Below are 14548 nucleotides of genomic sequence, written 5' to 3'. Positions count from 1 at the left end.
CCGATTTATTTTACGTTCGGTCCCTATTCACCGGATATATCAAGTTCAACAGGATAGTAAAACTCGATGTTACGTTTTCCCCGCACCTTGCTAGCCGCTTCAATCAGTGCAGCTTTCGTAGTGCCTCAGACTCAAGCAGAAACTATATCAGACGATAGTGTGCAGGAACTGCCCACTATAGATCAATGTTTGATCAACGAACCTGAAGCAGAAAATCCAAATCAACTGCCTGTTAACGTTGAAGCAGACAGCTTAGAAGCCATTAACGGCGATAAAGCGACCTATCGTGGCAATGTAGTTGTCGTTCAAGGCAAAAAACGCATGTTGGCTGATAATGTCACCATGCATCAACAAGAAAACATTGTTGTCGCAGAAGGGAACGTAACCTTTAGTGATGGTGAAGTTAAAACCATCTCAGAGAAAGCCACCAATAACCTCAACACCGAAGAAGTCACGCTAGAAAATACCAACTATAAGTTCCTATGTGAACCGGGACGCGGTGAAGCAGTATACGTTGCGAAAACGGGCAAAGCAGTATACGAAATCGAAGATGGCACTATCACTTCTTGTCCTGAAGGGGATAGCTCATGGCGTATGCGCGCATCGAGCATAGATATCGACCAAAATGAAGAAGAAGCGATTTTCTACAATCCGAGATTTGAGATCGTCAATGTCCCAGTGTTCTATCTCCCCTTCTTAACAGTGCCGATTGGCGATACGCGTAAAACAGGCTTCCTATACCCGAAAGTCTCCTACGGTTCTAAAGACGGCTTTGAGATGGAGGTGCCTGTATATTGGAACTTAGCACCCAATTATGATTTGAAGACCACCTTCAAGCATATGCAAAAACGTGGTAACCAGTTGGATAGTGAATTCCGCTATTTGTCTGATTTGGGTTACAGCACGATTAAGTCTGAATACCTGGTTGATGATAAGAAAAACCCTGAGCTCGGCGATCGCTGGGGATTTCAATGGCAACACTCAGGCATTTTCCAGCAAAACTGGAAGTTTGAAATTGACTACTCAAAGGTCAGTGATATTAGCTATTTCTCGGATATGGATTCGAGCATTGGTAAGCAAGAAGATGGTCAACTTATCCAAGAAGGGCGTGCGTCCTACCGATCTGAAAATTGGGATGCATCGCTTTTGGCACGAGATTTTCAAGCCCTAACCACAGGTGCAACTCCGTATCGATTGTTGCCTCAGCTGAGCTTTAATTACTATGCGCCAGAGCTGATGCGCTATTTAGACTTCGATATGATCAGTCACGTTTCGCGTTTCGATACTGATGCCAAAGGTCAACCCTCTGCGACTCGTGTCCATATTGAACCTGGCTTAACCATTCCCGTCGGTACAACTTGGGGGACGTGGACCACAGAAGCTCGCCTACTAGGGACTTACTATCAGCAAGATTTAGAAGGGGTGGATACGACCAACAAACGAATCTGGGATGATTCCTCTAATAAGTACGTAGACAACCCTTACTACGGTTTAGAAGAAACCGTTTCTCGTGTTATTCCGGAGTTTAGAACTCATGCTGGAATTGTCCTAGAGCGAGATACGGTTATTTTTGACAATTATACTCAGACACTCGAGCCTCAGGTTCAATACTTATACGTGCCTGAAAAAGATCAAACCAGCATTGGTAAGTACGATACCACTTTGTTGCAAACCGATTACTATGGGTTATTCCGTAGCCGTAAGTATAGTGGTGTCGATGAAATCAAAGATGCTAATCAATTTAGTTACGGCGCTTCGACACGCTTCTTTGATGACGCCTACAAAGAACGCCTTAATCTCTCGTTTGGTCAAATATTCTATTTGGACCGAGAAAACAAAGCCCCAGGTTCAAAATCTAACTTCTCTGCATGGGCGGTAGAAATGGACTTCAACTACGATGATTACCTTTTCTACCATGGTGGCATTCAATATGATATTGAGTCTAGTGAACTCCAACTCGGTAACAGCACCTTAGAATACCGCTTTAGTGATGGTTATATCCAAGGAAACTACCGCTACGTAACAAGAGAGTATATCGAGGCTACGCTAGGAGATAGTATTGGCAATCTCGACAGTATTACTAAAGATGGTATTTCTCAAGCTGGCTTCTTGGCTGGCTATCAAATTACCCGCAAATGGAATGCCAGCGCACAATATTTTTACGATCTAACAACCCACAACTCCCTTGAATGGTTGGGGAGAATTAACTATACCTCTGACTGCTGGTATATCGGTTTTACCTATAGTAATAAGTTAAAAGCGTGGAATAACCTTAATGACAACGGTTTTCCTAGCTCACCAAATGCGACGCCAGAATATGAAAACAACTTTAGCTTAAACTTTGGTATTATTGGTTTTGGCACCAGAATTGGTGCGGGATCAGGTTTGGCTGGTCTCGATGATGCTGGTAACTCTCTTGGTTATGGCCGTCCATTCTCTTTAAGTAACTAATTGCGTAGCTCGCTGTCTAACCGTAGCGAGCTATTTATTTTTTATAGGATTTTCAATGAAATTTTGGAAACACACTTTACTTGCATTGCTAACGGCGAGTGCAATGAGCACAGTACATGCCGAGCCTGTTCCTCTAGACAAAGTGGCGGTGATCGTTAACGAAGGCGTGGTACTGCAAAGTGATATCGATGTATCAATTAAAACGCTCAAAGCCAATGCAAAGAAGAACGGCCAACAGCTGCCTGATGAAGATGTGTTGATCGAGCAAGTTACCGAGAAACTTATCGTTGATACAATTCAACAACAAGAAGCGGAACGCATTGGTGTACGTATCGATGACAACCGCCTCAATGAAGCGATTACTGAGATCGCCAAAAACAACGACCAAACCGTTGAACAGCTTAGTACTTCAATAGCGGAGGAAGGCTTAAGCTACGCGGAGTTTCGTGAACAAATTCGTAAAGAAATAGCAGCCAGTGAAGCACGTAATGCACTGGTACGTCGCCGCATCAATATCTTACCTGCGGAAGTAGACAATCTAGCGAATATTCTTGCTCAAGAGACGAATGCAACGGTTCAATACAAGATCGGTCACATTCAGCTACGCGTCGATGACGGTGATGATAAGTCAGCGATTGAAACAGAAGCTAACCAACTGGTTAAAGAGTTAAAAAATGGTGCAGATTTTAGCACTATGGCTTACACCTACTCAAAAGGTCCTAAAGCACTGCAAGGTGGTGATTGGGGCTGGATGCGTAAAGAGGAAATGCCAACCATCTTTGCTGATCAAATTAATCTACAAAACAAAGGCAGCATTATTGGTCCATTTCGAAGCGGCGTTGGTTTCCACATTATCAAGATCGAAGATGTTAAAGGCCTAGAGACTGTCGCGGTTACCGAAGTCAATGCCCGCCATATTCTTATCAAACCAACCGTCATTCTTAGCGATGAGGGTGTACAAAACGATCTCAACGAGATAATCCGTCGCATTAAAGCTGGTGAAACAACCTTTGGTGAAATGGCGCAGCAATACAGCCAAGATCCTGGTTCTGCTGCTCAAGATGGTGAGCTAGGCTACCAAACTTCTGATCTCTACGTCCCTGAGTTTAAGCACCAAGTTGACACTTTACCTGTCGGCCAGATTAGTGAACCATTTAAAACGGTTCATGGTTGGCACATTGTTGAAGTTATCGATCGCCGTGAGGTTGACCGTACTGACTCAGCTCTAAAGAACAAAGCTTACCGAATTCTGTTTAACCGCAAGTTCAATGAAGAAGCGAGTGCTTGGCTGCAAGAGATCCGTGCAAGTGCCTTCGTCGAAGTGGTTGAGGAAGACGATCAAAATGACCGTTAAGCGCATTATTGTTACTGCAGGTGAACCTGCAGGCATTGGCCCCGACTTGGTTCTTGCTCTTTCCAAAGAAAATTGGAGCCATCAAATCGTGGTCTGCGCAGACAAACAGATGCTAGCTGAGCGTGCAGCTCAGCTTGGTATTTGTGTCGAACTAATTGACTATCAAGCCAATAGTGACGTGGTCGCTCAAAAAGCGGGAACACTAGTGGTTGACCATATCCCTTTAACTAATCCTGCCGTTGCAGGTCAGCTCGATGAAGCTAACGGTCAATATGTATTAAAAACATTAGAAAGAGCCGCATTAGGCTGTATGAATAATGAATTTGATGCTATTGTCACCGGCCCTGTGCATAAAGGGGTGATAAATCGCGCTGGTGTGGCATTTAGCGGTCATACAGAATTCTTCGCCGAGAAATCCAACACACCACTTGTGGTAATGATGTTAGCGACCGAAGGGCTCAGAGTGGCCTTAGTCACCACACATATCCCACTTGCTTATGTATCGCAGGCAGTTACAGAAGAAAGATTAGAGAAGATCATCAACATCCTAAACAAAGATTTGGTGGAAAAATTCGCGATATCTTCGCCTAAAATCTACGTTTGTGGCTTGAACCCGCATGCAGGAGAAGATGGTGTGCTCGGCATGGAAGAGATTGAAACCATCACTCCAACCCTAAACAGACTGCGCCAAGAGAAAGGTATCAACCTCATTGGTCCTTTGCCTGCAGATACCATCTTCAATGAAAAATATTTGCAAGATGCCGATGCAGTGCTCGGGATGTATCACGATCAGGTACTTCCTGTATTAAAATATAAAGGCTTTGGCCGCTCGGTGAACATTACCTTGGGCTTGCCGTTTATAAGGACCTCCGTTGATCACGGCACCGCACTTGACCTTGCAGGGACTGGCAATGCGGATACAGGAAGCTTTAGAACGGCTTTGGCTCATGCGATAGAGCTAGTCGATAAGAAATCGAATTAATTTGAGAATACTATGAGAAACGATGTCCACTTAGGACACAAAGCAAGAAAACGCTTTGGTCAAAACTTCCTAAATGATCCTTACATCATTGATGGAATTGTCTCTGCAATCAACCCAAAACCTGGTCAGAACCTAGTTGAGATCGGTCCTGGCCTAGGTGCTATAACTGAGCCTGTAGGTAAAGAAGTCGACAAGTTTACGGTTATTGAGCTTGACCGCGATCTGGCAGAGCGTCTACGCAACCACCCTGATTTAGGTGACAAGCTGACTATTCATGAAGGCGATGCAATGCGCTTCGACTTCACTCAGCTAGTAAAGCCAAACAACAAGCTGCGTATTTTTGGTAACCTGCCGTACAACATCTCTACGCCATTGATGTTCCATCTATTTGAGTTTCATAAAGATGTGCAAGACATGCACTTTATGCTGCAAAAAGAGGTAGTTAACCGTTTAGCAGCAGGCCCTGGGACTAAAGCTTACGGCCGTTTAACCGTAATGGCTCAATACTTCTGTAAGGTTGTTCCTGTACTAGAAGTTCCACCTACAGCATTCGTTCCGCCACCAAAAGTGGATTCTGCTGTGGTACGCCTTGTTCCTTACGAAGAGATCCCTCACCCAGTGACAAGCTTAAAATGGCTTGATCGCGTGTGTCGTGAAGGCTTTAACCAACGCCGTAAAACAGTTCGCAACTGTTATAAAGCACTACTTAGTGCTGAGATTCTTGAGCAACTCGGAGTTAACCCGAGTATGCGTCCAGAGAATCTCACCCTAGAACAATTTGTCGATATGGCAAACTGGCTAGACGCCAACCACAAATAAGCGCTATATATTAAGGGTGATAAATTGCAGATTTATCACCCTTTTTTTGGCTTTGCATAGGAGTTTACATGGAAGCTACCCCTTGTATTAAAGTCCAAGTCCATACCAAATACATTCCCGACCAATCTCAACCCGATGCAAAACGCTACGTTTTTGCCTACATCATTACGATCAAAAATCTTAGCCAACAAACAGTACAACTCATCAGCCGACGCTGGCTGATTACTGATGCCAACGGCAAACAAATGACCGTTGAGGGAGAAGGCGTGGTTGGCCAGCAGCCTGTTATCCCAGCAAGTGACGAATACACTTATAACAGTGGTACGGTGATCGAGACTCCTGTTGGCGTGATGCAAGGGCAATACATTATGCATGACCAAGATGGCAATGAGTTCATCGCTGAGATTGAACCATTTAGGCTCGCCATCCCCAATATTCTTAACTAAGGTACATCCGTGGCTACATACATTGTCGGTGACCTACAAGGTTGCCTTGATGAGCTCTTATTATTGTTAGATAAAATCGCCTTCGACTCGGAGCACGACACGCTGTGGATTGCTGGCGATCTCGTTGCCAGAGGACCAAAATCGCTTGAGGTACTGCGCTTTGTTCGTTCTTTAGGTTCCTCTGCCAAGGTCATTTTGGGCAACCATGATTTGCATCTTCTTGCGGTCTCGCTAGGGTTATTCAAAGTTAAAAACAAAGACAAAACTGCGCCTATTTTTGCTGCCGATGATAAACAACAACTGCTTGACTGGTTAAGAGAGCAACCCCTGTTAGCCGAGCACGATGAGTTTGTGATGTGTCATGCAGGCATCTCCCCTCAGTGGTCTTTGGAGCATGCTCGCCAAGCAGCAAGTGAAGTGGAAACCATATTGCGTAGCGAAAAATGGCCTTGGCTGATTGAAAACATGTACTCCAATCAACCAGACCTGTGGCAAGACTCTTTACAAGGTATCGAGCGTTATCGATACATTATTAATGCCTTTACCCGGATGCGTTTTTGCTCAGCAGATAGCCGACTAGATATGGACTGCAAACTTCCACCGAGCGAAATAAATAACGACAATCTCGTGCCTTGGTTCAAGGTGAAAGACAGAGTGCCGCTCGAAAAGACTGTACTATTTGGTCATTGGGCAGCGCTTGAAGGTTATGCCGGAGAAGAGGTGATTGGTTTAGATACCGGCTGTGTCTGGGGCGGTCATCTGACTATGCTGCGATGGGAAGATAAGCAGTTCTTTACTCAAAAGGCGTTAACTAGAAAACTAGAAAACTAGAAAACTAGAAAACTAGAAAACTAGAAAACTAGAAAACTAGAAAACTAGAAAACTAGAAAACTAGAAAACTAGAAAACTAGAAAACTAGAAAACTAGAAAACTAGAAAACTAGAAAACTAGAAAACTAGAGTTTACAACAGCAGTCAACTCTAGTTTTTACTAATGTTAATCCGTTCCAATCAATTTCTCTCAAGCACGACAAAACGCATATCGTAAGCATTCTTCTCATCGGCAGAATACGACTCGGAGTAAGTTTCTTTAAACTCATCACTCCATGCCGGGAACTGGGTATCGCCTTGAACCTCGGCTTCAATATGAGTGACATATAATTTATTGGCTTTAGGTAGGCAAGCCTCATAGATAGTACCACCACCAATGATCATCACTTCCTCGACATCCCCTGCCACTTGCAGTGCTTCTTCAATAGAAGTTACCGTATCAACGCCTTCAATCTCTAGAGATGCATCACGGCTAATCACAATATTTTGTCTGCCCGGTAACGGACGTCCAATTGAGTCATAGGTTTTACGTCCCATCACAACCGGTTTGCCCATTGTTGAGCGCTTAAACCAAGCGAAGTCAGCCGGTAAATGCCATGGCATCTGATTGTCTTTGCCGATAATGCGATCATTGGCCATTGCGGCGATCATGCTGATGATCATTGAGTAACTCCTTGGATTCTAAACGATGGGTTTGCGGCGATAGAATAGCAACCCAGGCATGGCTAAGCCAACTGCTAGTCCCGCGATAATGAACATTGCTTTAAGGAAATTCTCCATCAACATCGCGACAAGCTCAGGACTGTATCCTCGATGGTTCAATTCAACTAAAGCAATCATGGCTTTAAAGGCAAATACACCAGGTACCATTGGAATCAGAGCCGCGACAGTAAACACTTTCGGGTGAGCCAAAAAGCGCGCTGACCAATGAATACCGACCATACTGACGATCATAGCCGCAAAGAAAGTCGCCCATTCAATGGGAATACCAAAATGCATCATCAAATAACGCGAACCATGACCAATAGATCCCCCCAAAGCACAATAAATTAACGCCTTTTGCGGCACATTAAACACCAAGGCAAAGCCGACAGCAGGAATGGCAGCAAACAACATGTCATTGAGTAAGCCCATTGTTAGCTCTAAAGAGATCATGCTACCCACCCCCATACACCCACTAAGCTCATCGCTGCAACGATACCGAGACTTGTTGCCAGAGTCAGTAAACTCGCCATCACAAAGCGTGCTATGCCCATGTTGATATAGCCCTTAAGCATATCTGCGACTGAGTTAATTAGAGGGAAACCGGGGACGAGCATCAAAACCGAAGAGGCCATGACCAGTGAAGGAGAATTACCCAGCTCGTAGATAACCGCTTGCGCTGAAACTACCGTGGTGACAAATGCCGTTGCGGTAAAGTTCATTAATGGATTGAAATGGCGATGACCAATTTCTTGTCTTACTACCATACCGACCGATGAAGCAATAAAAGTCATCGCAAACACGACCCAGTCACCACCCGCTAAGTGACTGAATGCAGCGCATGACAGCCCGATCATAAACACAACTAACCAGCGGTTGTATCGTTCAGGGCTAATCTTATCTAGCTGCTGCTGCGCTAAAGAGTAATCAATAATGCCACGTTCGAGCATAATGCAGATTCGTTGCACCTGAGTAATTGCTCGCATATTAATACCGCGATCAGGGCAACGACGGGCGGTGGTAATACAGTGTTCTTGGTAAACGGTGGTGACGACTAATGAACTTGCAGATAATGAAACTTCAACTTCATCCATACCTGCGGCGAAACCGAAGCGGCGCATAAGATCGCCAACGAGGGTACTTTCAGCGCCATGTGCCAAAAGCATTTGCCCAGCTTGGGCGATTAAACGAGACACCGCCCGTTGTTTAGATGCCATGATTCTATCCTACTCCTTTAGAATGCTCTTTATTGTGCAGAGAAATTCACTGTAGTGATTTGATTTAGACACAAAAAAACCGCAATAGATATTGCGGCTATAAATTTTATGCACTGTTATTCGCGGACGTAGACAACGTGACCGTCATCTTCTTCATCGTCCCAATCATCCCAGTCGTCATCATCTTCAGTGATAACATCGTCACCTGCGATTGCATCTTTATGGTAATCATCCCACATGAAGTCGACTTTCTCTTCTTCAGAGATTTCTTCCTCTTCGCGCGGTAGGCTTTCCATAAAGTCAGCCAGTTTATAACAAAGCTCTTTGGTACCCTGTTTATTCACTGCAGAGATCTTGTAGTAATCCTCTTCCCAGCCTAAAGCATCGATAATATTTTGAATTACTTCGTTCGCTTCTTCTTCAGGCATCAGATCAACCTTGTTGAAGATCAGCCAACGCGGCTTGTCTGCTAGCTTCTCGCTGTATTGCTCTAGCTCATCAATGATAGTTAGTGCATTTTGCACAGGATCGCTTTGATCAATCGGCATAATATCGATCATATGCAGCAGAACGCGACAACGCTCTAAGTGCTTCAAGAAACGGATACCAAGGCCAGCACCATCAGCAGCACCTTCAATCAAACCTGGAATATCCGCAACAACAAAGCTCTTCTCTGGAACAACACTCACTACACCAAGACTCGGGATCAGCGTTGTAAATGGGTAGTCCGCCACTTTTGGCTTCGCTGCAGATACTGAGCGAATAAATGTCGACTTACCTGCATTCGGCAATCCAAGCATACCCACATCAGCAAGTAGCAATAGCTCTAAACGAACTTCGCGAATTTCACCTTTAGTACCTAACGTCTTTTGACGTGGTGCTCGGTTTACTGACGATTTAAAGCGGGTGTTACCCAAACCGTGCCAACCGCCTTTTGCCACCATGACTTTTTTGCCATGTTCAGCAACTTCAGCAACGATTTCATTGGTGTGAATGTCAACAGCACGAGTACCAACAGGCACGCGAAGCACTTTGTCTTTACCACGCTTACCCGTACAGTTACCGCCACGACCATTTTCACCACGCTCAGCTTCATAGAAGCGCTGGAAGCGATAATCAATTAGCGTGTTAAGGTTTTCATCTGCTTGGATGTATACATCACCACCGTCACCACCGTCGCCACCATCAGGGCCACCTTTCGCAACGAATTTCTCACGCCAGAAACTCACTACACCGTTACCGCCATCACCGGCTTGAACTTTTACTACCGCTTCATCAACGAATTTCATCTCTTACTCCGCCCTTGTGCTACTTATCGCAGCTGCGTTGCAAATATCATCTCAAAACACCCTATTTTTTAGGGAGAAGTGAATGATATAAATTCTAGCAGATTCCATTTTCAGATCGATCACCTTGATCTTCGATCGTTCTGCCAACTAGGAATACATATTGAGGGACTTTTTTCAAAGTGCCTTAGTATAGATTCCACGTTTCAAAGCTATCTCTTGAGCTACCATAAATAAAAAACCCCGCCGAATCGGCAGGGCTTTTGAATTCAGCTTGAAAGCTAATAAGTGATTTAAACTAGGTTTAAATTACTCAGCTTCGATGCTAACGAATTTACGGTTTTTAGGACCTTTCACTTCGAACTTCACTTTACCTTCAGTAAGAGCGAATAGAGTGTGGTCTTTACCGATACCAACGTTAGTACCAGCGTGGAACTTAGTACCACGTTGACGAACGATGATGTTACCTGCAAGAACAGACTCACCACCGAAACGCTTAACACCTAGACGTTTGCTTTCTGAATCGCGGCCGTTACGAGTAGAACCACCAGCTTTTTTGTGTGCCATTGTTAAACTCTCCTAATCGATTAAGCGTTGATACCAGTGATTTTCACTTCCGTGAACCACTGACGGTGACCTTGTTGCTTACGAGAGTGCTTACGACGACGGAACTTAACGATTTTAACTTTATCGCCACGACCGTGTTGTACAACTTCAGCAACTACTTTACCGCCCTCTACTAGAGGAGCACCCACTTTAATGTCTTCACCGTTAGCAACAAGAAGAACTTTATCAAATTCAACAGTTGCACCAGTTTCAACGTCTAATTTCTCTAAACGAAGAGTTTGACCTTCGCTTACACGGTGTTGTTTACCACCAGATTGGAAAACAGCGTACATATCTTACTCCGCTTTTTCCGCACAGCCGTATGCTATTTGAGCATCAAGGGTGTGCGCTAAACTAATCATCAATAGGGCGCAGATTCTACAGAAAGGTCGCACCTATGACAAGCCATATTTTGAAAAAATTGGCGAAAAGCTAATCGCCAATGAAAAGTGCCCAGATGATGCCCTTTAACCATGTATTAATCAACGTTTTTTAGTGTATTATTCAGCAATTAAAACAGATAAGAATACCTTACTAGTTCTAACTTCAGCCGGAATTACAATGGATTTTAAAGCTATCCAAGCACTCACCGCCGATGACATGGCAAAAGTGAATGAAACAATTCACGCACAACTCAACTCTGATGTCTCTTTAATCAATCAACTGGGTTTCTACATCGTTAGCGGTGGCGGCAAGCGTATACGTCCTCTTTTAGCTGTTCTGTCAGCTAAAGCACTTGGCTATAAAGGAGAGGCTCATACCACCGCAGCCGCTTTTATTGAGTTTATTCATACCGCGACTCTACTGCATGACGATGTCGTCGATGAATCAGACATGCGACGTGGTAAAGCCACAGCCAATGCTGCCTTTGGTAATGCCGCGAGCGTTTTGGTGGGCGACTTTATATATACACGCTCATTCCAAATGATGACGGAGCTAGGATCATTAAAGATCCTTAAGCTAATGAGTGACGCGGTAAACGTCATTGCTGAAGGTGAAGTTCAACAACTGATGAACTGTAACGACCCTGACACCACCGAAGAAAGCTACATGCAAGTGATCTACTCTAAGACGGCTCGCTTGTTTGAAGCGGCAACCCAGATTGGTGCCATCCTAAATGAAGCACCTGAAGAGGTAGAGCTTGCCTTACAGAATTACGGTAAATACCTCGGAACCGCATTCCAGCTGATTGACGACGTGATGGATTACACTTCTGATGGTAAAGAGATGGGCAAGAATGTTGGGGATGACCTTGCTGAAGGTAAACCGACCTTACCTCTTCTTTATGCAATGCGTAACGGCAGTGCAGAACAAACGGAGATGATTCGTGAAGCAATTGAAAAATCCAATGGCATGGAACGCTTGAACGATATTCTCGAAGCAATGGAACAAACCGGTTCTTTAGAGTACACACGCCAAAAAGCTTACCAGGAGGCAGATAAAGCCATTGCTGAGCTCAAGGTATTGGAAGAGTCTGAATATAAACAAGCACTCGTCACGCTTGCTCACATGGCTGTTCATCGCACGAGCTAATTTTTGCGACAGTAATATAGCAGCATATACAACAACGGGAACCTCTAGGTTCCCGTTTCTCTCTTTATTAGAGAGAGTTCCAGTTCAGCAAATCGAAGGTAAATTGACTGGTTACTATGCATAGAGTCTTTGCGCTCCAAAGCTTTAATAACCTCACCCGCTATTAAAACCTAGCACTAAAGGTTGATCTTTAACATGACCTTAGTACATTTTGTGAGCAATATATTTTTTAGGACGCTTAAATAATTCATTGTTGCATTCTTTGCTCATCACCTCCCCAAGTTCGCCTTTAGTAATCAAAACGTCATAAGGGGATCATCTAACTCTCATCTCGCTGAAGCCTTTCTGCAACATCCCATACCTATCCTCATTTCGACCCACTAACATTTTGAGGATGCTATGGAAGTTTCTAGTCCGTTTCGTTTACCGAAAAAGACCCCATTTCGCTTAGGAGAGAGCTTTACTGAGTGGGCAACTGGTCTCAATAAGCTCGATAAATTTTATGCCCAGCGCCCTGCTGGCTGTGATACTCAAGCCTTTCTTCGCTTCACTCTTGAAGTGCTGGGTATTGACTATCAGGTATGTAAAGGTTCGCTAAGCCATATTCCACAATCGGGGTCGACTGTAATTGTCGCCAACCATCCGCTAGGCTGCGTCGAAGGCGTGATTCTCGCCGAGTTGCTACTGCAAATACGAAGTGATGTTCAGATCCTCGCCAATCAATACCTAAAAACGGTTCCTGAACTCGATGAGCTCTTTATTGGCGTGGATGTATTCGAAGGACAGAATGCTCACAAGGCCAACCTAAAAGCACTTCGTAAAGCCCACCAGCATTTAGAGCAAGGTGGTCTACTGCTGCTGTTTCCTGCTGGAGAGGTCTCACAGTTAGTCGATAGAAAAGCGCAGCGCCTTGAAGACAAAGAGTGGAGTCGCTCAGTCAGTAGTTTGATTCGTAAATCAAGAGCAACCACCATTCCGGTGTTTATCGATGGTCAAAACTCTCAACGCTTTTATCTCGCGGGGAAAGTACATCCTTTACTGCGCACCTTGATGCTTGGCCGAGAGTTGCTCAATAAAACGCATCAGAAGATTCAAATCTCTATCGGCTCAGCGATCAAATACAAAGAGGTCAATGGGCTCACAGACACTCAAATCGTCAACTACCTGCGCTTAAATACCTACTTGTTACAAAGCAAGATACTGACGCAGCAAAAACAAAGCTTACCCTCTAGCTCTTTTCTACCTATCGCCACTCAACTCCCCATTGATGATCTCGAAGCGGATCTCAGCACTATGCCCAAAGATCATTTATTGCTTTCGAGCGCGGAGTTTGACGTCTACTGTACAACCGCCGAGCATATCCCTTCGATATTGCATGAGATTGGGCGCCTGAGAGAATATAACTTTCGCCAAGTTGGGGAAGGAACAGGTCTGGATCTTGATCTCGACGAGTTTGATCGTGATTACTTACATCTCTTTATTTGGGATAGAGAGCATCGATGCCTCGTCGGCGCTTATCGACTAGGACTGGTAGATCAACTCATTAGTAAGCATGGAATTAAGGGGCTTTACTCGAGAACTTTGTTTAACTTTGAACAGCCTTTTATCGATACCATGAGTCAATCTATAGAAATGGGGCGCTCTGTAATCGATAAAAAGTATCAGAAGAGTATGGCGCCACTATTGCTGCTTTGGAAGGGCATTGCTGCTTATGTAGATAGGAACCCAGAGTATACCCACCTGTTTGGCCCGGTCAGTATTAGCAACGATTATAGTGAACAAACACGGCAATTACTCGCAGAGACCATGACTCTTCATCACTATGACTCCGAAAAAGCCGAGTACGTCACCCCTTCTAACCCATTATCAACTAGCACTCCGAGCTGGAATACAAGCATGCTCACAGCCCTTGCCGATCTGCATCTATTATCACGGGTCATTGCCAGAATCGATGATGGCAAAGGCGTGCCTGTTCTATTGAGGCAATACCTTGGACTAAATGGGAAGCTTGTATCCTTTAACGTTGATCCAGCCTTTAATAACGCACTTGATGGCTTGATCATGGTTGATCTTAGAGATGTTCCACTCAAAACCTTAGCGAGATATATGGGTGCTAGCCAAGCTGAGGCTTACTTAAAATCCCATCATCTTGAGATCTAGAGAAGTCATGTCTCCCTCCCCTAAGTGCTGCGTGACCAAGGCAGCACTTTTGTTATCCAGATTATCTGCTTACAACACCTCACTAATCGTTCGATTGCAATAGAAGCGACCTTTACACCTAGGGAATTGAACTGGATGAGAACACAGTTATAGAGATTAAAA

14 protein-coding genes are annotated in these 14548 nt (G+C 44.5%); 8 read left to right on the top strand and 6 right to left on the bottom strand.

The annotated features are described in order from the left end of the window. Positions 1 to 66: 66 nt before the first annotated feature. The 6 genes from lptD (at position 67) to apaH (ending at position 6883) form a co-directional block, all read left to right on the top strand. A complete protein-coding gene (gene lptD, locus AC6R16_RS20095; RefSeq protein WP_500675523.1) occupies positions 67 to 2451 on the top strand; it encodes an LPS assembly protein LptD in 2385 nt (794 codons plus the stop codon). Positions 2452 to 2506: 55 nt separating this feature from the next. Next, positions 2507 to 3805 carry a peptidylprolyl isomerase SurA gene (gene surA, locus AC6R16_RS20090; protein ID WP_500675522.1) on the top strand — a complete coding sequence of 433 codons (1299 nt, stop codon included), beginning with the start codon at positions 2507 to 2509 and terminating at the stop codon, positions 3803 to 3805. Further along, the gene (pdxA, locus tag AC6R16_RS20085; RefSeq protein ID WP_500675521.1) at positions 3795 to 4787 is read left to right on the top strand and encodes a 4-hydroxythreonine-4-phosphate dehydrogenase PdxA; all 993 of its coding nucleotides are present in this window, start codon (positions 3795 to 3797) and stop codon (positions 4785 to 4787) included. The genes surA and pdxA overlap by 11 nt, the downstream gene beginning before the upstream one ends. 12 nt (positions 4788 to 4799) lie before the next feature. Continuing rightward, positions 4800 to 5606 carry a 16S rRNA (adenine(1518)-N(6)/adenine(1519)-N(6))-dimethyltransferase RsmA gene (gene rsmA / locus AC6R16_RS20080; protein WP_171324741.1) on the top strand — a complete coding sequence of 269 codons (807 nt, stop codon included), beginning with the start codon at positions 4800 to 4802 and terminating at the stop codon, positions 5604 to 5606. A gap of 68 nt (positions 5607 to 5674) precedes the next feature. Then, positions 5675 to 6052 carry a Co2+/Mg2+ efflux facilitator ApaG/CorD gene (apaG, locus tag AC6R16_RS20075; protein ID WP_272283180.1) on the top strand — a complete coding sequence of 126 codons (378 nt, stop codon included), beginning with the start codon at positions 5675 to 5677 and terminating at the stop codon, positions 6050 to 6052. 9 nt (positions 6053 to 6061) lie between these two features. Further along, positions 6062 to 6883, top strand: coding sequence for a bis(5'-nucleosyl)-tetraphosphatase (symmetrical) ApaH (gene apaH, locus AC6R16_RS20070; RefSeq protein WP_500675520.1), 822 nt, complete (start codon positions 6062 to 6064; stop codon positions 6881 to 6883). A 179-nt stretch (positions 6884 to 7062) separates the two neighbouring features. On the opposite strand, the gene folA is transcribed toward apaH, so the two are convergent. From folA to rplU, 6 genes are all read right to left on the bottom strand, one after another. After that, positions 7063 to 7545, bottom strand: a complete 483-nt coding sequence (gene folA / locus AC6R16_RS20065) for a type 3 dihydrofolate reductase (protein ID WP_500675519.1) — start codon at positions 7543 to 7545, stop codon at positions 7063 to 7065. 18 nt (positions 7546 to 7563) lie between these two features. Beyond that, on the bottom strand, positions 7564 to 8052 hold the full coding sequence (locus AC6R16_RS20060) for a threonine/serine exporter family protein (protein WP_500675518.1): 489 nt from the start codon (positions 8050 to 8052) through the stop codon (positions 7564 to 7566). Next, positions 8034 to 8801, bottom strand: coding sequence for a threonine/serine exporter family protein (locus tag AC6R16_RS20055; protein ID WP_239826785.1), 768 nt, complete (start codon positions 8799 to 8801; stop codon positions 8034 to 8036). The genes AC6R16_RS20060 and AC6R16_RS20055 overlap by 19 nt, the downstream gene beginning before the upstream one ends. A gap of 116 nt (positions 8802 to 8917) precedes the next feature. After that, positions 8918 to 10090 (bottom strand): Obg family GTPase CgtA, encoded by a 1173-nt coding sequence (gene cgtA / locus AC6R16_RS20050; protein WP_171324753.1) that lies wholly within the window; start codon positions 10088 to 10090, stop codon positions 8918 to 8920. Positions 10091 to 10396: 306 nt separating this feature from the next. Beyond that, positions 10397 to 10654, bottom strand: a complete 258-nt coding sequence (gene rpmA / locus AC6R16_RS20045; protein WP_004409945.1) for a 50S ribosomal protein L27 — start codon at positions 10652 to 10654, stop codon at positions 10397 to 10399. A gap of 20 nt (positions 10655 to 10674) precedes the next feature. After that, entirely contained in the window at positions 10675 to 10986 is a 312-nt protein-coding gene (gene rplU / locus AC6R16_RS20040) for a 50S ribosomal protein L21 (RefSeq protein ID WP_000271393.1), read from the bottom strand. 268 nt (positions 10987 to 11254) lie between these two features. Between rplU and ispB the strand changes: the two genes are divergently transcribed. Together ispB and AC6R16_RS20030 are read left to right on the top strand one after the other, a co-directional pair. Then, positions 11255 to 12226, top strand: coding sequence for an octaprenyl diphosphate synthase (gene ispB / locus AC6R16_RS20035; RefSeq protein WP_171324755.1), 972 nt, complete (start codon positions 11255 to 11257; stop codon positions 12224 to 12226). Positions 12227 to 12625: 399 nt separating this feature from the next. Further along, positions 12626 to 14386: a bifunctional lysophospholipid acyltransferase family protein/GNAT family N-acetyltransferase gene (locus AC6R16_RS20030; protein WP_500675517.1), complete on the top strand. Its 1761-nt coding sequence runs from the start codon at positions 12626 to 12628 to the stop codon at positions 14384 to 14386. The last annotated feature ends 162 nt before the right edge of the window (positions 14387 to 14548 follow it).

It is taken from the genome of Vibrio sp. R10-SG3-ISO10 (assembly GCF_059834185.1).
The sequence above is the reverse complement of the archived record's forward strand: the minus strand, read 5'-3'. Positions and strand labels throughout refer to the sequence as shown.

What these genes read in the sequence shown, in the direction of transcription:
- lptD (WP_500675523.1), top strand. Translation starts at nt 67, where the DNA reads ATGTTACGTTTTCCCCGCACCTTGCTAGCCGCTTCAATCAGTGCAGCT.
- surA (WP_500675522.1), top strand. Translation starts at nt 2,507, where the DNA reads ATGAAATTTTGGAAACACACTTTACTTGCATTGCTAACGGCGAGTGCA.
- pdxA (WP_500675521.1), top strand. Translation starts at nt 3,795, where the DNA reads ATGACCGTTAAGCGCATTATTGTTACTGCAGGTGAACCTGCAGGCATT.
- rsmA (WP_171324741.1), top strand. Translation starts at nt 4,800, where the DNA reads ATGAGAAACGATGTCCACTTAGGACACAAAGCAAGAAAACGCTTTGGT.
- apaG (WP_272283180.1), top strand. Translation starts at nt 5,675, where the DNA reads ATGGAAGCTACCCCTTGTATTAAAGTCCAAGTCCATACCAAATACATT.
- folA (WP_500675519.1), bottom strand. Translation starts at nt 7,545, where the DNA reads ATGATCATCAGCATGATCGCCGCAATGGCCAATGATCGCATTATCGGC.
- AC6R16_RS20060 (WP_500675518.1), bottom strand. Translation starts at nt 8,052, where the DNA reads ATGGGGGTGGGTAGCATGATCTCTTTAGAGCTAACAATGGGCTTACTC.
- AC6R16_RS20055 (WP_239826785.1), bottom strand. Translation starts at nt 8,801, where the DNA reads ATGGCATCTAAACAACGGGCGGTGTCTCGTTTAATCGCCCAAGCTGGG.
- cgtA (WP_171324753.1), bottom strand. Translation starts at nt 10,090, where the DNA reads ATGAAATTCGTTGATGAAGCGGTAGTAAAAGTTCAAGCCGGTGATGGC.
- rpmA (WP_004409945.1), bottom strand. Translation starts at nt 10,654, where the DNA reads ATGGCACACAAAAAAGCTGGTGGTTCTACTCGTAACGGCCGCGATTCA.
- rplU (WP_000271393.1), bottom strand. Translation starts at nt 10,986, where the DNA reads ATGTACGCTGTTTTCCAATCTGGTGGTAAACAACACCGTGTAAGCGAA.
- ispB (WP_171324755.1), top strand. Translation starts at nt 11,255, where the DNA reads ATGGATTTTAAAGCTATCCAAGCACTCACCGCCGATGACATGGCAAAA.
- AC6R16_RS20030 (WP_500675517.1), top strand. Translation starts at nt 12,626, where the DNA reads ATGGAAGTTTCTAGTCCGTTTCGTTTACCGAAAAAGACCCCATTTCGC.